The sequence below is a fragment of the Erythrobacter sp. genome, from assembly GCF_035194505.1.
Lineage (GTDB): Bacteria > Pseudomonadota > Alphaproteobacteria > Sphingomonadales > Sphingomonadaceae > Erythrobacter.
This window is the reverse complement of the sequence record NZ_CP136573.1, coordinates 1171165-1191338: the sequence shown is the minus strand read 5'-3', so window position 1 is coordinate 1191338 and position 20174 is coordinate 1171165. Positions and strand designations below refer to the sequence as shown.

The following is a 20174-nucleotide window of genomic DNA, read 5'->3' as shown; positions in this document are numbered from 1 at the left end:
ATATTGGAACGTTTAGTGCGGAGCAGCGATGGCCAGCCTCAATCTCCACCACCTGCGTCTGTTCCGCGCCACCGCGCGCGAAGGCACGCTGACCGCAGCGGCGCGGGCGCTCAACATCTCGCAGAGCGCGGTCTCGACCCAGATCAAGGCCCTGGAGACCGATCTCGGCCATGACCTGTTCGAACGGCGCGGGCGCAATCTGGTGCTGACCGAGGCAGGGCGCATCGCGCTCGATTACGCCGACCAGATCTTCCGCGCCTCCGAACAGCTCACCGCCACCTTCCGCGCGGTGGGTGAGCAGCGCAAGGTGCTGCGCATCGGCGCGCTGGCGACCTTGTCGCGCAACTTCCAGATGAAGTTCCTCGAACCGCTGATCGGGCGCGACGATGTCGAGGTGGTGCTGCGCTCGGGCACGCAAGCCCAGCTGCTGCGCGCGCTGGATGCCACCACGATCGATGTGCTTCTGACCAACATGGTGCCGGCCCGCGACGCGGCGAGCCCCTATCTCGTCCGGCGGATTTCCGAACAGCCGGTCAGCCTTGTCGGCACGCGCTCGCGGCTGGCGCTGGCGGCGCAGGGCTTGCGGACCCTGCTCACCACCGCGCCGCTGATTCTGCCGACTCCGGAGACGGCCCTGCGCGCAGGGTTCGACGCAATGATCGAGCGCATGGGCATCGTCCCGCGCATCGCGGCCGAGGCGGACGACATGGCGATGCTGCGCCTGCTGGCGCGCTCGAATGCAGGGATCGCGGTGATCCCGCCGATCGTGGTGCAGGACGAGCTTGCCGCAGGCCTGCTCTATGAATTGTTCCAGCTGCCCGACATCACCGAGGAATTTTGCGCCGTCACCATCGCGCGCACCTTCCCCAATCCGCTGCTGGCCGAGGTGCTGGGCAGCGCCGCAGAGCCGGACACGCCGCCCGCCTGAACGCCGCCGGTGATGCGCGCTGTGCAAGCCCTTGCCCCGCGCGAAGGCGGGCTTTAAGGCGGCGCGCTTCCCACGCAAGAGAGACCCATGCAGGAATCGCAAGCCAGCTCCGCCGCCTCGCAAGCAGCCCTCACCGGCCGCCCCGTCATTTCCGCGACCGGCCTGTTCACGCCCGCAGAGACGATCACCAACGAAGAACTGGTGGCGAGCTTCAACGCCTTCGTGGATAAGCACAACGCGGCCAATCCGGATGCCGAGCCGCTGTCCTATTCATCGGTCGAATTCATCGAGAAGGCGAGCGGCATCAAGGCGCGCCACGTGATGAGCAAGGCAGCGATCCTCGATCCCGACACCATGTGCCCGCGCCTGCCCGAGCGCACCAATGACGAGCTGTCGGTGATGGCCGAAATCGGCGTTGCCGCCGCCAAGCAGGCGCTGGAGCGCGCCGGTCGCCGTCCGGAAGATGTCGACGCGGTGCTGTGCGCGGCCTCCAACATGCAGCGCGCCTATCCCGCCATGGCGATCGAGATCCAGCAGGCGCTCGGCATCGAAGGCTTCGGCTTCGACATGAATGTCGCCTGCTCGTCCGCCACCTTCGGCATCCAGACCGCGGCCGATTACATCCGCGCCGGCAATGCGCGCTCGGTGCTGGTGGTCAGCCCCGAAATCACCTCCGGCCACCTCAACTGGCGCGACCGTGACAGCCACTTCATCTTCGGCGATGTCGCCACTGCCGTGTTGGTGGAAGATGCCGCGATTGCCCCGGCGCAGCACTGGGAGATCCTCGGCACCCGCCTGAAGACGGTGTTCTCGAACAACATCCGCAACAATTTCGGCTTCTTGAACCGCGCCCATCCCGAAAGCACCGGCAGCGCCGACAAGCTGTTCGTCCAGGAAGGTCGCAAGGTGTTCAAGGAAGTGGTGCCGATGGTGGCGCAGATGATCCTTGATGAAGCCGCGCGCCTCGGGATCGATCCGGAAGCCCTGCGCCGCCTGTGGCTGCATCAGGCCAATGCGGGCATGAACCGCCTGATCGCGCACAAGGTGCTGGGCCACGAGGCGAACGAGGACGAGAGCCCGACCGTGCTCGACACCTATGGCAACACCTCGAGCGCGGGTTCGATCATCGCCTTCCACCAGCACAGCGATGATCTTGTGGCAGGCGACACCGGTCTGATCTGCTCGTTCGGCGCGGGCTATTCGGCCGGTACCGTATTCGTGCGCAAGATCGGCTGAGGGGCGAGCCTCCTTGCGGGGCGGCACAAGCGCCCCTAGAAGCTTGGTCAATGGCAGGCGAAATCCTCGATAACAAAGGCCGGGGCGAGGCGAGCTGGGACTGGCCCGCAATCCACCCGGAAGGTCGCAAGTTCGGACTGATCGCGCTGGCCGCGAGCCTGTTCGTGCTGTTGGTGTTCGGCTCGAACCTGTTCGGCTGGCCGATGATGCTGGCGTCCCTCGGCGTCTTCGCCTTCTTCCGCGATCCCGAGCGCGTGGTGCCGCAGAGCGAGGCCGCGATCATTGCGCCCGCAGACGGGCTGGTGACGCTGATCGAGGAAGTCACGCCGCCGCGCGAGCTGGTGATCGACGATGGCAGCGGCTTTGCCGGCCTTGCAGCTTCGCCGGTGACCCGCGTCTCGATCTTCATGAGCGTGTTCGATGTCCACATCAATCGCACGCCGGTCGGCGGGACGGTGCGGCGCGTGGTCTATATCCCGGGGCGCTTTATGAGCGCCGAGCTCGACAAGGCGAGCGAGGAGAACGAGCGCCAGCATATCCTGATCGAGCGGACCGACGGGCTGAAGGTGGGGTTCACCCAGATCGCCGGGCTGGTGGCGCGGCGGATCGTGCCTTTCGTGAAGCCGGGCGATATTGTCGCCAAGGGCCAGCGGGTCGGCCTGATCCGCTTCGGCAGCCGGGTGGACATTTATCTGCCGCAGGGCACGGATGCCAAAGTGATGGTCGGCCAGACGATTGTGGCGGGCGAGACTGTGTTGGCCGAGATTGGCCAGCGCTGCCTGATTGAAGGAATTGCCCAATGAGTAGCCAATCGTGACCAGGCCGCCCTCCCGCCGACCGGCCGTCAAGCGCGCCGCGCGCAAGCTTCCCGGCGCGCGCTTTCTGGCCGCGCGTCTCGGGCCCAAGGCGGCCGAGGACGAGGACGAGGATGTGATGCTGCCGATGCGCGGCAGCGGTTCGGGCGGGCTCACCTTGCGGGCGATGCTGCCCAACGCGATCACGGCTGCGGCGCTGTGCGCGGGGCTCACCGGCATCCGCTTTGCGATCGACGGGGAATGGTCCTTCGCGATCCTCTCGGTGGTGCTGGCCGGCGTGCTCGACGGGATCGACGGGCGCATCGCGCGGTTGCTCAACGCCCAGTCGCGGTTCGGGGCGGAGCTTGATTCGCTCGCCGATTCGCTGTCCTTCGGGGTGGCGCCGGCGCTGATCCTGTTCCTGTGGTCGCTGCAGGAATGGCCGCGCTTCGGCTGGTTTGCCGCGCTCGCCTTCGCGATTTCCTGCGCGCTGCGCCTCGCGCGCTTCAACGCCCGCATCGACATGGATGATCAGCCGCACAAATCGGCCGGCTTCCTCACCGGCGTGCCCGCGCCTGTCGGGGCAGGGCTCGCTTTCACGCCGTTCTATCTGTGGAACGAGACCGGCATCGCCTTCTTCCGCGAGCCTGTAGTGATCGCCCTTTGGCTCAGCGTGATCGCGGTGCTGATGATTTCCAACATGGCGACCATCAGCTGGGCCTCGCTGCGTCCGCGCAAGGCCATTCGCCTGTGGCTGCTGGCCTTTGCCGCGATGGCCTTTGCCGCGCTGCTGATGGAGCCGTGGTGGACGCTCTCGGTGATCTGTATCGGCTATCTTGGCCTGATGCCTTACGGCCTAATCAAGTATGGCCGGATCAAGCGGCGCCGCGCGCAAGAGCAGGCAGGGGACGCAGAGCCGGCGAGCGGCGCGTCAGCGTAACCGCACCCGCCCGGCGCGCAGCCGCCCGCAGCCGCACCTCGCGCGGATCGACCTCCATAAAGAAGCCTGCATCCATCAGCGCCTTTTCGCGCATCAGATCGGCATAGACCCGGCCCGCCTTCATGGCGCAGTCGACCAGCGTGAGCAGCGCCGCCACGGCAGCGGTGGCGAACAGCAGGTTGATGGCGAGTGCAAGCATGACCGGTTTCCTTTGCGATTCGTGCGTTCGTTCTTTGTTCCATCAGGCTTGTTCCCTAGGTGTTCCAACCTGTCAAGCAGGAATTCTTGTTTTGTTCCGAACGTCTCGCCGATTCAGGGCTGGATTTTGCTCCGCAGCTCCGCTAGTGGCGCGCACGCTTTGGCACGGACATTCGGTCTGTAACGGGGCAAATTCACATGGAAGGCGCACATACCGGTGCCGTTTGCGGGAGCTCCGCGACGACGGTTCCAGCCTTCCAGAGGAACAACCGGAAAGGAAATACCTATGGCGGCACCTGTCGTCACGATGCAGCAATTGATCGAGGCCGGCGCTCACTTCGGCCACCAGACCCACCGCTGGAACCCGCGCATGAAGCCGTACATCTTCGGCGCGCGCAACGGTGTCCACATCATCGACCTGTCGCAGACCGTGCCGCTGTTCGCGCGCGCGCTCGATTTCGTCGAAGCCACCGTGCGTTCGGGTGGCAAGGTGCTGTTCGTCGGCACCAAGCGCCAGGCGCAGGAGCCGATCGCTGAAGCCGCGCGCATGTCGGGCCAGCACTTCGTCAACCACCGCTGGCTGGGCGGCATGCTCACCAACTGGAAGACGATCTCGGGTTCGATCCGTCGTCTCAAGAGCCTTGAAGAAATGCTCTCGGGCGATGTCTCGGGCTTCACCAAGAAGGAAGTCCTCCAGCTCACCCGCGAACGCGAGAAGCTGGAAATGTCGCTCGGCGGCATCCGCGACATGGGCGGCATTCCGGACGTGATGTTCGTGATCGACGCCAACAAGGAAGACCTCGCCATCAAGGAAGCCAACGTGCTTGGCATTCCGGTGATCGGGATCCTCGACACCAACGTCGACCCCAACGGCATCGCCTTCCCGGTTCCGGGCAATGACGATGCGGCCCGCGCCGTGCGTCTCTACTGCCAGACGATCGGTGAAGCCGCGCTCGCCGGCAAGGGCAAGTTCCAGGCCGAAACCGCTGCCGATTTCGGCGCGATGGAAGAGCCGCCGGTCGAAGCTGTCGTGGAAGACGCTCCGGCTGCGGAAGACGCCGAAGCCTGATTTTTTGCGCGGGTGCCTGACGGCTTTCGTCAAGCACCCGTCACATTCCCCCTCTAGCGCGCCCGGCATTGCCTCCCATTGCGGGATGGCAGGGCCGGGCGCCCGAACACACACGAAAAGGAAATTCCCATGGCCGATTTCTCCGTCGCCGATGTGAAGAAGCTGCGCGAGCGCACCGGCGCTGGCATGATGGACGCCAAGAAGGCGCTGTCCGAAGCCGGTGGCGACATCGAAGCTGCCGTTGACGCCCTGCGCGCCAAGGGCCTCGCCACCGCCCAGAAGAAGTCCAGCCGCACCGCGGCCGAAGGTCTCGTCGGCGTGCTGGTCGAAGGCACCCGCGGCGTGGCTGTCGAGATCAACTCGGAAACCGACTTCGTCGCCAAGAACGACCAGTTCCAGGACTTCGTGCGCAAGGCGACCGCGGTGGCCCTGTCGCTCGGCGGCACCGATGTCGAAGCGCTCAAGGCTTCGGCCTACCCCGATGGCGGCACGGTTGGCGAGAAGCTGACCGACAACGTCGCCACCATCGGTGAAAACCAGCAGATCCGCCGCATCAAGGCGGTCTCGGTGAATGAGGGCGCTATCGTTCCCTACATCCACAACGCGGCCGCCGAAGGCCTCGGCAAGATCGGCGTGCTGGTCGCGCTGGAATCGGATGCCGGTGCCGACACGCTCCACGCGCTCGGCAAGGACATTGCCCAGCACGCTGCCGCGATGTTCCCGCAGGCGCTGGACGCGGACGGTCTCGACGCCGACGTGATCGAGCGCGAGCGCAAGATCGCCGCCGAAAAGGCTGCCGAAAGCGGCAAGCCGGCGGACGTGCAGGCCAAGATGGTCGACGGCGCGGTGAAGAAGTTCGCCAAGGAAAACGCCCTGCTCAGCCAGATCTTCGTCAAGGACGGCAAGGCGACTGTGGAAGAGTACATCGCCCGCGTCGCCAAGGAAGCCGGCAAGTCGATCAAGCTGGTCGACTATGTCCGCTACCAGCTGGGCGAAGGCATCGAGAAGGAAGAAGTCGACTTCGCCGCAGAAGTCGCCGCGACCCTCAAGGGCTGACCTCTAGCCTTCAGAAACACGGACGGCCGTCGCAGCTACCCATGCTGCGGCGGCCGTTTGCTTTTGCACGCTAGAGCCGCTTGTCCTGTGTGATATCCTGCGTCCCCGGCGGGAGCGAGAACACCATCCCGTCCTCGCCCACGGTGATCTCGCCGCCAAAATAGCGCGCCGAATCGCCGACGAATGCGGGGTAGAAAAACGCATTGGGGATCGGCGGGACGAGGTGGGTCAGCACCAGCTGGCGCACCCCTGCCGCCTTGGCGCTCTTGGCCGCATCCTCGGGCGAGGCGTGGTAATCGAGAATGTCACGGGTGATCTTGGCCGTGTTCGCTTGCCCGGCCTGTTCCAGCGCATCGGTCAGCCCGGTAACCAGACTGGGCTGGAGCGCATCGTGGACCAGCAGGTCCGCGCCCTTGGCCGCCCGCTCAACCGAGGCACTGCGCGCGGTATCGCCGGTGATCACCAGCGATCGGCCCTTGTAATCGAAGCGGTAGCCGACGCTGGGCTTTACCGGATCGTGATCGACGGGGAAGGCGGTGACCTTCAAGCCGCCGCGCTCCAGCACGGTGACCGGGCTGGCGGCGATGGCGAAAGGCACGGCCTGCACTCCGCCGCCGCTTGGCGGGACGATACGCGCCCCGTGATGCGCCACGCGGTAGCCGTGATCGAGGCGGTAGGCGGTGTTGAACCCTTCCGCGACCGTCTCCACCCCCTGCGGCCCGATCAGGGGCAGGGGCGCGCTGGCCGAGCCTTGGGTCCAGTAGAACAGCGCCAGCGGCCCCAGCCCGTCGATATGGTCCGAATGGAAATGGGTGAGCAGCACTCCATCGAGCGAGGGAATGTCGAAGCCGATCAGGTTGAGATTGCGCGCCGCGCCTTCGCCGATATCGACGACATAGGCCTGATCGCCCGCGATCACGACATTGCACGGCCCCGCGCGGGCCGGATTGGGCAGGGGCGATCCGGTGCCGCACAGAACGAGGTGCAGCCCGTCATCCAGCTTGAGCCCGCCGTCCGCAACGCGCCTGGCCGCAGCCTGCGCGAACAGGCGCTCGCCCGCCTGCCGCTGGAACAGCAGCACCGCTGCCGCCGCCATCACCACCAGCGCCAGCACCGCCACAAGCAGTCTGCGTTTCGTCATCGCCTTCTCCCCCGGCCCCTTCGCCCCCATGCGCGTGCATTGGCTGCAAGGCCTTTCCCTTTGCGTGGTTATAGCTTGCTCGCTAAGGGAACCGCCATCTCCTTATTCACACGGATTCTCGGCTCCATGTCTCTTCCCCCGATCAAGCGCGTCCTCCTGAAGCTTTCGGGTGAAGTGCTGATGGGCGATCAGCAGTTCGGGATCGATCCGGCCTTCGTCGCCGATCTGGCGAAAGAGGTGAAGGCGGCCAAGGAAACGGGGCTAGAAATCTGCCTCGTCATCGGCGGCGGCAATATCTTCCGCGGCATGGCCGGCGCGGCGCAGGGGATGGACCGTGCGCAGGCCGATTACATGGGAATGCTGGCGACCGTGATGAACGCGCTCGCCATGCAGAACGCACTGGAACAACTGGGCGTGCAGACCCGCGTGCAGTCCGCGATCGAGATGGACAAGGTGTGCGAGCCGGTGATCCGCCGCCGCGCCGAACGTCACCTCGAAAAGGGCCGCGTGGTGATCTTTGCCGCCGGCGTCGGCGCACCCTACTTCACCACCGATAGCGGCGCTGCCCTGCGTGCTGCCGAGATGAAGTGCGACGCGCTGCTCAAGGGCACCAGCGTTGACGGCGTTTATGACAGCGATCCCAAGAAGAACGCCGCCGCGATCCGGTTCGACACCGTCTCCTATGACCGCGTGCTGGCCGACAATCTCAAAGTGATGGACGCCTCCGCCGTGGCGCTGTGCCGCGACAACAAGATTCCGATCGTGGTCTTCTCGATCCGCGAGAAGGGCAACCTCGCGCGCGTGCTGGCGGGCGAGGGCGTCCAGACCATTGTTCAAGACCAGTGACGTTCAAGACAGCCAAGACAATCAGAGGGAAACCCAGCCATGCCGCAATATGACAAGGCCGATGTCGAGCGCCGGATGAAGGGCGCGGTGGATTCGCTGAAGAGCGATCTTCAGGGCCTGCGCACCGGCCGCGCCAACACCACCCTGCTCGATCCGGTGCAGGTCGAAGTCTATGGCTCGATGATGCCCTTGCAGCAGGTCGCGACGGTCTCGGCCCCCGAGCCGCGGATGCTCTCCGTGCAGGTGTGGGACAAGTCGAACCTCCACGCGGTGGAAAAGGCGATTGCCTATGCCAATCTCGGCCTCAATCCGATCATCGACGGCCAGACGCTCCGTCTGCCGATCCCCGATCTGACGCAGGAGCGCCGCAAGGAGCTCGCCAAGCTCGCGGGCCAGTATGCTGAGAAGGCCAAGATCGCGATCCGCAACGTGCGCCGCGATGCGATGGAAAGCCTGAAGACCGACGAGAAGAAGAAGGAAATCTCCGAGGACGAGCGCAAGCGGTCCGAAGAGCAGGTCCAGAAGCTGACCGATCAATACGTCAAGGAAACCGACGAGGCTGCGGCCAAGAAGGAACAGGAAATCCTGACGCAGTAAGGCGGACGGGATGATGGGGAGCCGGATTGCAGCCTGATCGCGCCAGACATGTCGCCATCATCATGGATGGCAATGGACGCTGGGCCAAGAAGCGTGGCCTGCCGCGCGCGGTCGGGCATCAGCGCGGCGTGGAGGCGGTGCGCCGGCTGGTGCGTGCGTTGGAGCCGACGGGCCTCGAGTGCCTGACGCTCTATGCCTTCTCCTCGGAAAACTGGAAGCGGCCTGACGAGGAGGTCGACGATCTGATGAACCTGATGCGACGGTTCATCAAATCGGACCTGCCCGAATTCGTCGCCAATAATGTGAAGCTGAAAATCATCGGCGACTGGCAGAGCCTCGCGCCCGATATTGTCGCCATGCTGGAAGACGCGCTGGCGCAGACCGCGAACGGCAAGCAGACGCTCGCGGTGGCGCTCAACTATGGCGGGCAGCACGAGATCGCGCGCGCGGCGACGAAGGCGGCGGCGGCTGGCGAGATTACCATCGAGAGCATCGCCGCGCAGCTTGATACAGCCGATCTCCCGCCGCTCGATCTGCTGATCCGCACCAGCGGCGAAGTGCGCCTGTCGAATTTCCTGCTGTGGCAATCGGCCTATGCCGAGATGCTGTTCGTGGATACCTTGTGGCCCGATTTCGAGCCTGCGGACCTGTCCCGCGCGCTCGATGATTTTGCCCGGAGGGAGCGGCGATATGGCGGGCGGTGAAGGCGTGAAGGCGGTATCGGACCTGCCGGTGCGGCTGGGTTCTGCGGTGGTGATGCTGGTGATCTCGGCCGGGGCGCTGTGGCTCGGCGGGTGGTTCTGGACCGGCTTTGTCGGGCTGCTGGCCGCGGTGGTGCTGTGGGAATGGAACCGGCTGGTCACGCAATTCGCCAAGTCGGTGACGTCCGAAACCCTGTGGTTCTTCGGCGGCGTCAATTATATCGGCGGCGCGGCGCTGGCGATGATGGCGCTGCGCAACGGCGCGCATTTCCTTCCCGTTGACGGGCAGAGCCTCGGCTATGGGCCGCTGGAAGTGCTGGTCGGCTACATCGTCCCGATCATTGCGGTCGATGCGGGCGCCTATTTTGCCGGACGCGCGATTGGCGGGCCGAAGATCGCGCCCAGCATCAGCCCGTCCAAGACCTGGGCAGGCCTTGCGGGCGGGGCGCTGGCATCGGGGCTGGTGGCGATCGGTAATGAACTGGCCGATTTCGGTCCGGCGGCGGGCACGCCGGGCTATGATGCGACGAGCCTTGGGCTCGCGCTGCTCGCCGGGGTGCTGATCGCCGTGCTGGCGCAGGCGGGCGACTTCTTCGAAAGCTGGATGAAGCGGCGCGCGGGCTTCAAGGATTCTAGCAACCTCATTCCCGGCCACGGCGGGCTGTTTGACCGGCTCGACGGCTTCCTCGCGGTGTTCTTCATGCTGTTTGTGATTGCCACCGCCATGCGTTTGCTGGGATGATGCGGCGATGACCCGTTCGCTTACCCTGCTTGGTGCCACCGGCTCGATTGGCGCATCGACGCTCGATCTGGTGCGGCGCAATCGCGGCGAATGGCAGGTCGAGGCGCTGACCGCCAATGGCAGTGCGGCAGAGCTGGCGGCGCTGGCGATCGAGTTTGATGCCAAGCTGGCCGTGGTGGGCGACGAGGCCTGCCTGCCCGAACTGCGCGCTGCGCTGGCGGGCAGCGGGGTGACTGCGGCGGGCGGCAGGCAGGCGCTGGTCGAGGCGGCGCAGCATCCGGTGGACATGACCGTAGCGGCGATTGTCGGCTGCGCGGGGCTGGCCCCGGTGATGGCGGCGGTGGAGCGGGGTGGCACCATCGCGCTTGCCAACAAGGAAGCGCTGGTTTCGGCCGGCGAGGTGCTGATGGAGGCGGTCGCGAAGCATGGCGCGACGCTGCTGCCGACGGACTCCGAGCACAACGCGATCTTCCAGTGCTTGCAGGGTAACCGCATCGCGGATGTGGCGAAGATCACGCTGACTGCCAGCGGCGGGCCGCTCAGAACGTGGACGCAGGCCGAGCTCGATGCCGCCACGCCCGCCGAGGCGGTGGCCCATCCCAACTGGTCGATGGGCGCCAAGATCAGTGTCGACAGCGCCACGATGATGAACAAGGGGCTCGAATATATCGAGGCCTATCACCTCTTCCCTGTCGGGCTGGAGAAGCTCGGGATCGTGGTGCACCCTCAGAGCGTGATCCATTCGATGGTCGAATTCCACGACCGTTCGACGCTGGCGCAGCTTGGCCCTTCGGACATGCGCGTGCCGATTGCATCCTGCCTGGCCTGGCCGCAGCGCATGGAAACGCCGCTTGCCCCGCTCGATCTGGCCGCCATCGGCCAGCTCACCTTCGAGGCTCCCAACGAGGTGCTGTTCCCCGCCACACGCCTTGCGCGCGAGGCGATTGCGGCGGGCGGGTCGGCTCCGGCGATCCTCAATGCCGCAAACGAGGTGGCGGTCGCCGCCTTCCTTGCCGGTCAGATCAGGTTCACCCGGATTGCCGCATTGGTCGAGGAAACGTTGGCCCGTAGCAATGACGCCCCGCGTCCGGCCAGCCTTGATGAAGTGCTCGAAGTCGATCGGTCCGCGCGGCGGCAAGCGCTGAGCCTGCTGGAGAACAACGCCCTTGTTTGAGACGCCCCCCTTCTGGATGTATGTGGCGGGCTTCCTGCTGCTGCTCGGCCCGCTCGTCACGCTGCACGAGCTCGGGCACCTGCTCGTCGGCCGGCTGTTCGGGGTGCGGGCGGAGGCTTTCTCGGTCGGTTTCGGCAAGGAGATCGCGGGCTTCACCGACAGGCTCGGAACCCGCTGGAAGATCTCGCTGCTGCCGCTGGGCGGCTATGTCCAGTTTGCAGGCGACATGAACCCGGCATCCGTGCCTGATCGCAATGCCCCGCGCGAGGAGGGCAGCTTCCAGCACGCCGCCTTATGGAAGCGCGCGCTGATCGTGGCCGCCGGGCCGGTGACCAACCTGCTCGTCGCAATTCTCATCTTCGCGGCCTTCTTCGCCATTCTCGGCAAGCCGGTGATCGAGGGCGCGGAAGATTCGCGCACCATCGGCAGCTTTGCCGAGGGCAGCGTGGCCCAGAAGGCGGGGATGCAGGCGGGCGACGTGATCATCGCCATCGACGGGCGCGAACTTGCCGATTTCGAACAGCTGCGCTCGGCCGTGGGCCTCAATCCCGGCAAGCGCATGGTGTTCACGCTGGAGCGCGCCGGCGAGCAGATCGACGTGCCGCTGACCACCGCGCGGGTGGTGCAGACCGACAGCTTCGGCAATGAAAGCGCCATTGGCCAGATCGGAGTCGCGGCGGCGGGCGGGAAATATGTGTTCGAGGATGTCGGCATTCTCGAAGCCCTGCCGCTCGCTGCGAAGCAGAGCTGGGACCTGATGGGCATGATGGTTACCGGCATCAAGCAGATCGTGGTCGGGGACCGCTCTTTCAAGGAGTTGGGCGGGCCGCTCAAGATCGCCAAATATTCGGGCGAGCAGATGAGCCTCGGGGTCGGGGCCTTCATCAACTTCGCCGCACTGATTTCGCTTAATTTGGCATTCATCAACTTCTTGCCAATCCCCGCTTTGGATGGCGGGCACCTGATGTTCTATCTGGCCGAGGCGATCCGCCGCAAGCCGGTGGGGCCGCAGGCGACCGAATGGGCCTATCGCACCGGCATTGCGCTGGTGCTGATGCTGATGGTGGTGGTGACGGTGAATGACCTCTTCTCGCTGCCGCTGTTCGGTTCTTGACCGCATATCTGCAAGAAGCTGCGGTTTGCCGTGGAAAGCGGCCCGCACGCCGCACCCCGCTGGCCCTCGCGGCTTGATTGCTAAGGGCACATGGGGCAGAGGCTTTGACCCAGAGCGCCCGGCCGTGCGGGGCCGGATCACACACAGTTTGGACGGGACTTTAGCTGCATGAACCCAATGAGCGAGACGGGCCGCGGTCCGGTCAATGGCCAGACTGGAGACCGCCGCGTCCTTTCCCCGACCGGACAGCTGGCAGTGATGCTGTGCTGCGGTTCGATCCTTGCAGGGATCCCGGGCGTCGCTTTCGCGCAGGCGCAAGGTGCCGCGCAGCCCGCGCCGGCCGCCGCCACGCAGGGCAACATCATCCGCACCATCAGCGTGGTCGGGGCCGAACGGCTCGAGCCGACCACGATCCTCAGCTACATCCGTCTGCGGGTTGGCCAGGAATATACCTCCTCTGCCGCTGACGAGGCGCTGAAGGATCTCGGCGCGACCGAGCTGTTCGCCAGCTTCTCGATCCGCAACGAGAGCGGCAATGTCATCATCACGGTGACCGAAAACCCGGTGATCAACCGCATCGTGCTGGAAGGCAACGAGCGTCTGAAGGAGGACAAGATCCTCCCCGAGATCAAGCTCTCGCCGCGCCAGATCTTCACCCGTTCCAAGGTGCGCGCGGACGTTGCCCGCATCATCGAGCTCTACAAGCGTCAGGGCCGTTTCGCCGCGACGGTCGAGCCGAAGATGGTGCAGCTGCCGCAGAACCGCGTCGATATCGTGTTCGAGATCAACGAGGGCCCCAAGTCCAAGGTTCGCCAGATCAACATTCTGGGCAACGAGAAGTTCTCGGACGGCGATCTGCGCAGCGAGATGGTGACCAAGCAGGCGCGCCTCACCAGCTTCTTCAGCTCCAACACCAGCTATGACCCGGACCGGCTGGCCTTTGACCAGCAGAAGCTGCGCCAGTTCTACCTGACCAACGGTTACGCCGATTTCCGCGTCGTTTCCGCCGTGGCCGAGCTCACGCCGGACCAGCGCGACTTCATCATCACCTACGTGGTCGAGGAAGGCGAGCGCTACAAGTTCGGCGAAGTGAAGGTCGACAGCCAGCTGCGCGACTTCGACAGCGACGTGATGAGCACCCAGCTGCCGATGAAGACCGGCGACTGGTACAACGCCAAGTCGGTCGAGGACACGGTGGAGCAGCTGACCGAGCTGGCCGGCCGCTTCGGCTATGCCTTTGCCGACGTCCAGCCGCGCTTCAAGAGCAACCCCGAAGATCTCACGATGAACATCACCTTCGTTCTGCGTGAGGCGCCGCGCGTCTATGTCGAGCGGGTCGACATCAACGGCAACACGCTCACCCAGGACAAGGTGGTGCGTCGCGAATTCCGTATCGCGGAAGGCGACGCCTTCAACAGCCTCGCGATCCAGCGCACCAATGCGCGCATCAACTCGCTGGCGTTCTTCCAGGAGAACTTCGAGGTCAAGCAGACCGAAGGCAGCGCGCCCGACCGCATCGTGCTCGAAGCCAACGTCGAGGAACGGCCGACCGGCGAATTGCAGTTCTCGGCCGGTTTCTCTTCGATCGAGCAGTTCATTCTCGCCGGTTCGATCCGTCAGCGCAACTTCCGCGGGCGCGGGCAGACGGTCGGGCTCAGCGTCAACTATTCGCAGTTCTCGCGTTCGGCGCAGGTGAGCTTCAGCGATCCCTACATGTTCGATCGCAATATCTCGGCCGGGATCGATATCTACCGCCGCGACTTCAACAGCTTCAACTTCACCAACACCAATCGCAACACCACCTTCAAGCAGGCCACCACCGGCTTCAGCCTGCGTGCGGGCGTGCCGATCACCGAGTATATGTCGCTGATCGGCAGCTACACGCTCAACTACGAACAGGTGACGCTGGACGAAGACCAGTTCTTCTCCGATCTCGACGGCAACGGCACGCGCGAGTGCGATCCGCTGCTGGCCGGCCGCTTCCTGTGCGATGCGCTGGGCAACCGCTTGAGCTCGATCCTCGGGGTCAGCCTCAACTACAACTCCCTGAACTCGCGCATCCGCCCGACCGCTGGTAAGAGCATCTCGCTGAGCGGGGAATTCGCCGGGCTTGGCGGGGATGTGCGCTATGTCCGCTTCCGCGGTCGCGGGCAGCAGTTCTGGAACGTCGGCAATTCGGGCTTCATCTTCTCGATCCTCGCGGAAGGCGGCACGATCATCCCGCTCAAGGAGCGTCCCGGCGCGGGCGTGGACGATGTCCTGCTGACAGACCGCTTCTTCCTTGGCGAACCGCAGTTCCGCGGCTTTGCGATCCGCGGGGTCGGTCCGCGCGTGCTGACCCAGCAGTACCAGCTCGACGCCAACGGCAATCCGGTGCTGATCACCGAGCGCCGCCAGACCCGCGACGACGCGATCGGCGGGCGCAATTACTATCTCGGCCGCGCGGAGCTTGAAATTCCGCTGGGTTCGGGTGCGCGCGAGCTGGGCCTGCGCCCCTCGATCTGGGCCGATATCGGCGCACTGTGGGGCGTGGAAACGCCGATTCTGCAGGATAACCCCACCGGGCTCCAGCAGCGCGATGCGCAGGGTAACCTGATCTATCTGACCCGCCGCCTCGATGCCAATGGCCAGCCGGTGCTGATCGGCGGCCAGCCGGTATTCGACGCGACCACCAATCCGCTCGCGCCCGATGGCACCGCCAACACGCCTTCGATTCGTCCGGGCAGCGCGATCAAGGAAACCTTCCTGGGCAACTCCGCCAGCCCGCGCATCACCGCCGGGATCGGGGTCAACTGGAATTCGCCTTTCGGTCCGTTCCGCATCGATTTCGCGCAGACGATTCGCAAGGTCCCCGGCGACGACGAGCGCCAGTTCACATTCAACGTAGGAACCCAATTCTGATGACTATGACTTCCAAGCTTCTCGCTTCCGCGGGCCTCGCCCTCGGCGCCCTCGCTGCGCTTCCGGCCCAGGCCCAGGTTCAGGGCAACATCGCCACGGTCGATATCTCGCGCGCCGTGCTCGGCACCACCGCGTTCCAGACCGCCTACGAGCAGGTCAACACCACCTATGCCCCGCAGAACGATCTGCGCCGCAACAAGGCGCAGGAGCGCCAGACCCTGCTCGCCAAGTTCGACAAGAACGGCGACAAGCAGGTCGACGATACCGAGCTGGCAGCGATGCAGAAGTCGCCCGATTTCCCGAAGCTCCAGACGCTCGAGCAGGAAATCCAGGCGCTGACCAACCAGATCGATTCCGCGCGCGTCTATGCGGTCGAGCAGGTGATCATGCAGTACGGTCCGGCGCTGCAGGAAGTCGTCACCAAGGGGCAGATCAAGGTCGTGCTCGATCCCGGCAGCCTGCTCTACGCAGTGCCCGAGGCCGATATAACCGCGCAGATCACCACCGCGCTCAACGCCAAGGTGCCCTCGGTCGGCATCATTCCGCCGCAGGGCTGGCAGCCGGCACGTGAAAGCGTGCAGCTGTTCCAGGAAATCCAGCAGCGCCTCGCGATTGCCGCGCAGATGCAGCAGGCGCAGGCCGCTCAGGGCCAGCAGCCGGGCAATCCCCAGGCTCCCGCGGGTCGCTGATCGATGAGCGAGACGGGTAGCGAGCCGGCGGGCGCCGTGCTGGATTACGATATCGTCAAGATCCTCAAGGCCTTGCCGCATCGTTACCCGTTGCTGCTGGTCGACCGCGTGCGGTCGATCGAGCTGGGTGAGCGCATCCACGCGGTCAAGGCCGTGAGCATGAACGAACAGTTCTTCCAGGGCCATTTCCCCGGCGCACCGATCATGCCCGGCGTGCTCCAGATCGAGGCTCTGGCACAGGCCGCCGGCATCCTCGGGATCGAGACGATGGAACTGGCGGGCACCGGCAAGCTGGTGATCTTCATGGGCATCGAGAACGCCAAGTTCCGCGCCCCTGTGACACCCGGCTGCCTGCTCGATCTGCACGTAGAATTCACCCAGAAACGCAGCCGCGTCTACAAGTTCAAGGGTGTGGCCAGCGTCGAGGGCAAGACGACTTGCGAGGTCGAATTCACCGCCATGATGACGGATCCGCCGTCGGCCTGATTGCGGGGGCTCGAATGACGGGGCACATTCTCGCGATGGTCGTCCGGCCGGTACTGGCCGTTCTCGCGTTGGCCCTTGCAGTCCCGGCTGCCGCCGCGCAGGAGCCACCTGCCGACAATGCGGAAATGGCAGCAATGTTCGTCGCCGACCAGGCGCAGCGCAGCGGCGATAGCGAGGATCCCGAGGCCGGCTACAAGGCCGATATCGAGCGCCGGGCGCGCACCCGGGCGCTGTATGATTCGGGCGCGCTGAAGACCGGCACGGACTATTTCGGGGCCGCCTTCGTCTTCCAGCACGGCAGCGAGCCGCGCGACTATCTTTTCGCGCATACGCTGGCGATGCGCGCGATGGCGCTGGGCCGCAAGGATGCCGAATGGATCGCTGCGGCCACGTTTGACCGCTATCTCCAGAGCATCGGTCAGCCCCAGGTCTACGGCACGCAGTTCCGCTTTCCGGAGGAGGGCGGAGTAACGATGGAGCTCTATGATCGCTCGCTGCTGTCCGATGCCCATCGCCGTGCGACCGGTGCGGGTGATCTCGCCGCGCAGAACCGCCGGCTGGAGGAATTCGCCAGGATGGTGGCAGGCACGGCGAGCGAACCGGGCAAGTGAGATTGGATGAATGGTTGCAATGCGTGCCGTTCGCCACTAAGGCGGGCGCTTCCCATTCATAGCTGTGCCGGTCGGAACCGGTGCCAGGCTGCAAAGGAACCCGTCATGAAGACCGAAGGTCACCCCGATTACCACCTGATCACGGTCAAGATGACCGATGGCACCGAATTCCAGACCCGCTCGACCTGGGGCAAGGAAGGCGATGTGCTCGCGCTCGATATCGATCCGCTGAGCCACCCCGCCTGGACCGGCGGTCGTCAGCAGGTGTCCGAAGGTGGCCGCGTGGCCGCGTTCAACAAGCGCTTCGGTGGCCTCAGCCTCAAGAAGTAAGCTTTTCCAAGCTGCGCGGGCTTCTGCCCGCAACGAGGAGGGCGGCCCGACGGGGTCGCCTTTTTCGTTTTCTGGCTTCCTTGATGTTGCAGACCTCCCGCCCCGCCTCCCCGCCCGGCCACCAATAGTACCACTATGTTATGGTGGCCGGGCGGGGAGGCGGGGCGGGAGGTCTGCAGTTCACCGAGTGAACAAGGCAATCACGCCGCGCATTTGATGCAGCGTGTCGCGGCGGGCTCGGCTTCCAGCCGCGCAGGCGCGATGGTCTCGCCGCAGTTCCCGCAGGTGCCATAGGTGCCGTTCTCGATCCGCATGAGCGCTGCGCCAATCTGGCCCGCCTCGGCCTGCAGCACCGCATCGACTTCCTCGAGCGCCTCGTCATCGGCGATCTCGCTTGCCTGTTCGGCATAATCGGCATCGAGCGCGCCGCGCAGATCATCCTCGATCCGCTCCGAACGCCCGGCCAGTTCGGCCAGCCTTGCGCGCAGCCTTTCGGCGAGTGCGGTGTAATCGGTCATCATCCCCTCCATGGGTTTTCGCGATACCACTTGGTGATCACGTATTTGACGCCCTTCCTGACCTTCATCCCGTGGTGGAGCGTTGCCGGATTGACGCCGCCACTGGGCAAGCGGTTGTTCCAGCACAGCAACTTTCCCGCCTCGGGCTGGAAGGTCTTGTCGAGCACCTTGAAACGCGTAGCCCCGCCAGCGGCAACGTCATTGAGATAGATCATGAAGGTCCAGGTGCGGTTGCCCGATTGTGCGCAATAGGTGTCGTAGTCGCGGCCTCCGGGGGTGAAGTAATCGGTGTGCGGCTTGAATTCCTGACCCTCGGCATAGCGCTGGCCCTGCAGGGGCTCGCCGTGGGCTGGATCGATCCCGCACAATTGCGTCAGCAATGCCTCAAAGCGCTGCACCGCAGACAGATCCGCCGCGAGATCGCAGGTTTCGCTGGTGCGGAAATAGAGGTCGCCATTGTCGTCGGCGATGGTCGAAGGGCGGCGGCCCGCATCGATCAGTGCGATCAGGGCCGCGCACAGGTCTGGCGGCACGAAGCCGCGCTGCTGGAACAGCTCGGCCCTGGGGGTGGGCAGGCGCTGCATACCCTCATGCCGGGCAAGGCGGGTGGCGACGGATTCGCTGGTCGGAATCATGCCGGGAAGGATAGGCCGCGCGCGCCGCTTCGCAACGCTTCTCGGCGGCGCGTAACAATCTTGCGTCAGCTCCGCGCAAAAGCAGTTTTCGCTTCCCATCGGCAGGCCTTTGTGCAAGAGGCGCGGGCCCGCCGAAAGCGGACTTGACCGCGCCTGTGCCTTGCGTAAACCGCGCGGCTCTAGCGCGGGCTTGGCGGCAACCGGACCGGTTGTTTTCGGGCAGGGGCGTGTGGCGATCGTAGCTCAGTTGGTTAGAGCGCCGGTTTGTGGTACCGGAGGTCGCGGGTTCGAACCCCGTCGATCGCCCCATCATCCCCCTGTCCTTCGTCGAGGCTTCCCGCGCTGTTAACGGGGACATGCCGATGACCGCCTTCTGGGCCGAGCCCGATTTCGACGCGCACGAATGTGTGCAACTGGTCCACGACCGGGCGAGCGGCCTGACCGCGATCATCGCGATCCATTCCACCCATTGCGGCCCGGCGGCGGGCGGCACCCGGTTCTGGCACTATGCCGATCCGGCAGGCGCCATGCGTGATGCGCTGCGCCTGTCGCGCGGGATGAGCTACAAGAACGCCATGGCCGGCCTGCCGATGGGCGGAGGCAAGGCGGTGATCCTCGCCGACGCCAAGGGCACCAAGACCCCGGCGATGCTCGCCGCTTTCGGTGATGCGGTCGAAGGTCTGGGCGGCCGCTATGTCACGGCCGAAGATGTCGGGATTTCGGAAGCCGATATGGTCGCCGTGGCCCAGCGCACGGCCCATGTCTCGGGCCTGCCGGTGGCAGGCGAGGGTTCTGCGGGCGGCGATCCCGGGCCGTTTACCGCGATGGGCATCTTCCTCGGCATCAAGGCGGCGGTGCGCCACAAGCTCGGCAAGGACAGTCTGGCAGGCGTGCATGTCGCGCTGCAGGGCACCGGCTCGGTCGGCGGCGGGGTGGCCCGGCTGCTGGCCAAGGACGGCGCGAAGCTGACGCTGGCCGATATCGATCATGCCCGCGCCGCAGCACTGGCGGCGGAACTGGGGGCGAGCGCGGTCCAATCGGATGCGATCATGTCGGTCGCCTGCGACGTCTTCAGCCCCAATGCATTGGGTGCGATCCTCGATGACGAGGGCATCGCCCGGCTCGATTGCGCGGTTGTCGCAGGCGGGGCGAACAACCAGCTGGCGCGGGCCGAGCACGGCGCACAGCTGGCGGCACGCGGCATTCTCTATGCCCCCGATTACGTCATCAACGCGGGCGGGATCATCTCGGTGGCGGTGGAATATCTCGCGCGCCGCGCGGGCGAACCTGCCGATATCAACGATGTGCGCAAGCGCATCGCGCAGATCCCCGGGCGGCTCGAATCGATCTGGGCGACAAGCGATGCCACCGGCACCTCCAGCGACGTGGTGGCCGATCGCATGGCCCAGGCCCTGATCGGGCGCGGCTGAACCGGAAGGCGGGCTGCGTGCCCGCCATTGGCGATGGT

At 65.3% G+C, this 20174-nt stretch carries 22 protein-coding genes and 1 tRNA gene; 19 read left to right on the top strand and 4 right to left on the bottom strand.

What is annotated here, in order from left to right; all coding sequences use genetic code 11:
* The first annotated feature begins 28 nt into the window (after positions 1 to 28).
* From RSE14_RS05965 to RSE14_RS05950, 4 genes are all read left to right on the top strand, one after another.
* The gene (locus RSE14_RS05965) at positions 29 to 928 is read left to right on the top strand and encodes a LysR family transcriptional regulator (RefSeq protein WP_324076305.1); all 900 of its coding nucleotides are present in this window, start codon (positions 29 to 31) and stop codon (positions 926 to 928) included.
* Between the two features lie 87 nt (positions 929 to 1015).
* Positions 1016 to 2164: a beta-ketoacyl-ACP synthase III gene (locus RSE14_RS05960; protein ID WP_324076304.1), complete on the top strand. Its 1149-nt coding sequence runs from the start codon at positions 1016 to 1018 to the stop codon at positions 2162 to 2164.
* Between the two features lie 50 nt (positions 2165 to 2214).
* Positions 2215 to 2967, top strand: a complete 753-nt coding sequence (locus tag RSE14_RS05955; protein WP_324076303.1) for a phosphatidylserine decarboxylase — start codon at positions 2215 to 2217, stop codon at positions 2965 to 2967.
* Between the two features lie 130 nt (positions 2968 to 3097).
* Positions 3098 to 3898, top strand: a complete 801-nt coding sequence (locus tag RSE14_RS05950; RefSeq protein ID WP_324076840.1) for a CDP-alcohol phosphatidyltransferase family protein — start codon at positions 3098 to 3100, stop codon at positions 3896 to 3898.
* Here RSE14_RS05950 and RSE14_RS05945 read toward each other — a convergent pair.
* Complete coding sequence (locus tag RSE14_RS05945) at positions 3834 to 4097, bottom strand: hypothetical protein (protein ID WP_324076302.1); 264 nt, start codon at positions 4095 to 4097, stop codon at positions 3834 to 3836. The genes RSE14_RS05950 and RSE14_RS05945 overlap by 65 nt on opposite strands.
* Before the next feature lie 285 nt (positions 4098 to 4382).
* Between RSE14_RS05945 and rpsB the strand changes: the two genes are divergently transcribed.
* Together rpsB and tsf are read left to right on the top strand one after the other, a co-directional pair.
* Complete coding sequence (gene rpsB, locus RSE14_RS05940; RefSeq protein ID WP_324076301.1) at positions 4383 to 5165, top strand: 30S ribosomal protein S2; 783 nt, start codon at positions 4383 to 4385, stop codon at positions 5163 to 5165.
* Positions 5166 to 5294: 129 nt separating this feature from the next.
* Positions 5295 to 6221 (top strand): translation elongation factor Ts, encoded by a 927-nt coding sequence (gene tsf, locus RSE14_RS05935; protein ID WP_324076300.1) that lies wholly within the window; start codon positions 5295 to 5297, stop codon positions 6219 to 6221.
* Between the two features lie 70 nt (positions 6222 to 6291).
* On the opposite strand, the gene RSE14_RS05930 is transcribed toward tsf, so the two are convergent.
* Entirely contained in the window at positions 6292 to 7362 is a 1071-nt protein-coding gene (locus RSE14_RS05930; protein WP_324076299.1) for an MBL fold metallo-hydrolase, read from the bottom strand.
* 126 nt (positions 7363 to 7488) lie between these two features.
* Between RSE14_RS05930 and pyrH the strand changes: the two genes are divergently transcribed.
* The 11 genes from pyrH to rpmE all read left to right on the top strand — a co-directional run bounded on the left by pyrH (position 7489) and on the right by rpmE (position 17553).
* Positions 7489 to 8208, top strand: a complete 720-nt coding sequence (gene pyrH / locus RSE14_RS05925) for a UMP kinase (protein ID WP_324076298.1) — start codon at positions 7489 to 7491, stop codon at positions 8206 to 8208.
* A gap of 39 nt (positions 8209 to 8247) precedes the next feature.
* Positions 8248 to 8805 carry a ribosome recycling factor gene (gene frr / locus RSE14_RS05920; protein ID WP_324076297.1) on the top strand — a complete coding sequence of 186 codons (558 nt, stop codon included), beginning with the start codon at positions 8248 to 8250 and terminating at the stop codon, positions 8803 to 8805.
* 62 nt (positions 8806 to 8867) lie between these two features.
* The gene (gene uppS / locus RSE14_RS05915; RefSeq protein WP_324076296.1) at positions 8868 to 9509 is read left to right on the top strand and encodes a polyprenyl diphosphate synthase; all 642 of its coding nucleotides are present in this window, start codon (positions 8868 to 8870) and stop codon (positions 9507 to 9509) included.
* Positions 9496 to 10248 (top strand): phosphatidate cytidylyltransferase, encoded by a 753-nt coding sequence (locus RSE14_RS05910; protein WP_324076295.1) that lies wholly within the window; start codon positions 9496 to 9498, stop codon positions 10246 to 10248. Before uppS ends, RSE14_RS05910 begins: the two co-directional genes overlap by 14 nt.
* A gap of 7 nt (positions 10249 to 10255) precedes the next feature.
* Complete coding sequence (gene dxr, locus RSE14_RS05905; protein ID WP_324076294.1) at positions 10256 to 11422, top strand: 1-deoxy-D-xylulose-5-phosphate reductoisomerase; 1167 nt, start codon at positions 10256 to 10258, stop codon at positions 11420 to 11422.
* A gap of 16 nt (positions 11423 to 11438) precedes the next feature.
* Positions 11439 to 12536, top strand: coding sequence for an RIP metalloprotease RseP (gene rseP, locus RSE14_RS05900; protein WP_324076839.1), 1098 nt, complete (start codon positions 11439 to 11441; stop codon positions 12534 to 12536).
* 177 nt (positions 12537 to 12713) lie between these two features.
* Positions 12714 to 15437 carry an outer membrane protein assembly factor BamA gene (gene bamA / locus RSE14_RS05895; RefSeq protein WP_324076293.1) on the top strand — a complete coding sequence of 908 codons (2724 nt, stop codon included), beginning with the start codon at positions 12714 to 12716 and terminating at the stop codon, positions 15435 to 15437.
* On the top strand, positions 15437 to 16126 hold the full coding sequence (locus tag RSE14_RS05890; RefSeq protein ID WP_324076292.1) for an OmpH/Skp family outer membrane protein: 690 nt from the start codon (positions 15437 to 15439) through the stop codon (positions 16124 to 16126). The genes bamA and RSE14_RS05890 overlap by 1 nt, the downstream gene beginning before the upstream one ends.
* Positions 16127 to 16129: 3 nt before the next feature.
* On the top strand, positions 16130 to 16612 hold the full coding sequence (fabZ, locus tag RSE14_RS05885) for a 3-hydroxyacyl-ACP dehydratase FabZ (protein ID WP_324076291.1): 483 nt from the start codon (positions 16130 to 16132) through the stop codon (positions 16610 to 16612).
* Positions 16613 to 16626: 14 nt separating this feature from the next.
* Complete coding sequence (locus RSE14_RS05880) at positions 16627 to 17223, top strand: hypothetical protein (RefSeq protein WP_324076290.1); 597 nt, start codon at positions 16627 to 16629, stop codon at positions 17221 to 17223.
* Between the two features lie 105 nt (positions 17224 to 17328).
* On the top strand, positions 17329 to 17553 hold the full coding sequence (gene rpmE, locus RSE14_RS05875; RefSeq protein ID WP_324076289.1) for a 50S ribosomal protein L31: 225 nt from the start codon (positions 17329 to 17331) through the stop codon (positions 17551 to 17553).
* Positions 17554 to 17753: 200 nt separating this feature from the next.
* Here rpmE and RSE14_RS05870 read toward each other — a convergent pair whose 3' ends face one another.
* Positions 17754 to 18083, bottom strand: a complete 330-nt coding sequence (locus tag RSE14_RS05870; protein ID WP_324076288.1) for a TraR/DksA family transcriptional regulator — start codon at positions 18081 to 18083, stop codon at positions 17754 to 17756.
* Positions 18071 to 18706 (bottom strand): prolyl hydroxylase family protein, encoded by a 636-nt coding sequence (locus RSE14_RS05865; RefSeq protein ID WP_324076287.1) that lies wholly within the window; start codon positions 18704 to 18706, stop codon positions 18071 to 18073. The genes RSE14_RS05870 and RSE14_RS05865 overlap by 13 nt, the downstream gene beginning before the upstream one ends.
* Before the next feature lie 232 nt (positions 18707 to 18938).
* Here RSE14_RS05865 and RSE14_RS05860 point away from each other — a divergent pair.
* Together RSE14_RS05860 and RSE14_RS05855 are read left to right on the top strand one after the other, a co-directional pair.
* Positions 18939 to 19015: transfer RNA gene (locus RSE14_RS05860), tRNA-His, on the top strand.
* Positions 19016 to 19068: 53 nt separating this feature from the next.
* Positions 19069 to 20136 (top strand): Glu/Leu/Phe/Val family dehydrogenase, encoded by a 1068-nt coding sequence (locus RSE14_RS05855; protein ID WP_324076286.1) that lies wholly within the window; start codon positions 19069 to 19071, stop codon positions 20134 to 20136.
* Positions 20137 to 20174: the final 38 nt, after the last annotated feature.

What these genes read in the sequence shown, in the direction of transcription:
- RSE14_RS05965 (WP_324076305.1), top strand. Translation starts at nt 29, where the DNA reads ATGGCCAGCCTCAATCTCCACCACCTGCGTCTGTTCCGCGCCACCGCG.
- RSE14_RS05960 (WP_324076304.1), top strand. Translation starts at nt 1,016, where the DNA reads ATGCAGGAATCGCAAGCCAGCTCCGCCGCCTCGCAAGCAGCCCTCACC.
- RSE14_RS05955 (WP_324076303.1), top strand. Translation starts at nt 2,215, where the DNA reads ATGGCAGGCGAAATCCTCGATAACAAAGGCCGGGGCGAGGCGAGCTGG.
- RSE14_RS05950 (WP_324076840.1), top strand. Translation starts at nt 3,098, where the DNA reads ATGCTGCCGATGCGCGGCAGCGGTTCGGGCGGGCTCACCTTGCGGGCG.
- RSE14_RS05945 (WP_324076302.1), bottom strand. Translation starts at nt 4,097, where the DNA reads ATGCTTGCACTCGCCATCAACCTGCTGTTCGCCACCGCTGCCGTGGCG.
- rpsB (WP_324076301.1), top strand. Translation starts at nt 4,383, where the DNA reads ATGGCGGCACCTGTCGTCACGATGCAGCAATTGATCGAGGCCGGCGCT.
- tsf (WP_324076300.1), top strand. Translation starts at nt 5,295, where the DNA reads ATGGCCGATTTCTCCGTCGCCGATGTGAAGAAGCTGCGCGAGCGCACC.
- RSE14_RS05930 (WP_324076299.1), bottom strand. Translation starts at nt 7,362, where the DNA reads ATGACGAAACGCAGACTGCTTGTGGCGGTGCTGGCGCTGGTGGTGATG.
- pyrH (WP_324076298.1), top strand. Translation starts at nt 7,489, where the DNA reads ATGTCTCTTCCCCCGATCAAGCGCGTCCTCCTGAAGCTTTCGGGTGAA.
- frr (WP_324076297.1), top strand. Translation starts at nt 8,248, where the DNA reads ATGCCGCAATATGACAAGGCCGATGTCGAGCGCCGGATGAAGGGCGCG.
- uppS (WP_324076296.1), top strand. Translation starts at nt 8,868, where the DNA reads ATGGATGGCAATGGACGCTGGGCCAAGAAGCGTGGCCTGCCGCGCGCG.
- RSE14_RS05910 (WP_324076295.1), top strand. Translation starts at nt 9,496, where the DNA reads ATGGCGGGCGGTGAAGGCGTGAAGGCGGTATCGGACCTGCCGGTGCGG.
- dxr (WP_324076294.1), top strand. Translation starts at nt 10,256, where the DNA reads ATGACCCGTTCGCTTACCCTGCTTGGTGCCACCGGCTCGATTGGCGCA.
- rseP (WP_324076839.1), top strand. Translation starts at nt 11,439, where the DNA reads ATGTATGTGGCGGGCTTCCTGCTGCTGCTCGGCCCGCTCGTCACGCTG.
- bamA (WP_324076293.1), top strand. Translation starts at nt 12,714, where the DNA reads ATGAGCGAGACGGGCCGCGGTCCGGTCAATGGCCAGACTGGAGACCGC.
- RSE14_RS05890 (WP_324076292.1), top strand. Translation starts at nt 15,437, where the DNA reads ATGACTATGACTTCCAAGCTTCTCGCTTCCGCGGGCCTCGCCCTCGGC.
- fabZ (WP_324076291.1), top strand. Translation starts at nt 16,130, where the DNA reads ATGAGCGAGACGGGTAGCGAGCCGGCGGGCGCCGTGCTGGATTACGAT.
- RSE14_RS05880 (WP_324076290.1), top strand. Translation starts at nt 16,627, where the DNA reads ATGACGGGGCACATTCTCGCGATGGTCGTCCGGCCGGTACTGGCCGTT.
- rpmE (WP_324076289.1), top strand. Translation starts at nt 17,329, where the DNA reads ATGAAGACCGAAGGTCACCCCGATTACCACCTGATCACGGTCAAGATG.
- RSE14_RS05870 (WP_324076288.1), bottom strand. Translation starts at nt 18,083, where the DNA reads ATGGAGGGGATGATGACCGATTACACCGCACTCGCCGAAAGGCTGCGC.
- RSE14_RS05865 (WP_324076287.1), bottom strand. Translation starts at nt 18,706, where the DNA reads ATGATTCCGACCAGCGAATCCGTCGCCACCCGCCTTGCCCGGCATGAG.
- RSE14_RS05855 (WP_324076286.1), top strand. Translation starts at nt 19,069, where the DNA reads ATGACCGCCTTCTGGGCCGAGCCCGATTTCGACGCGCACGAATGTGTG.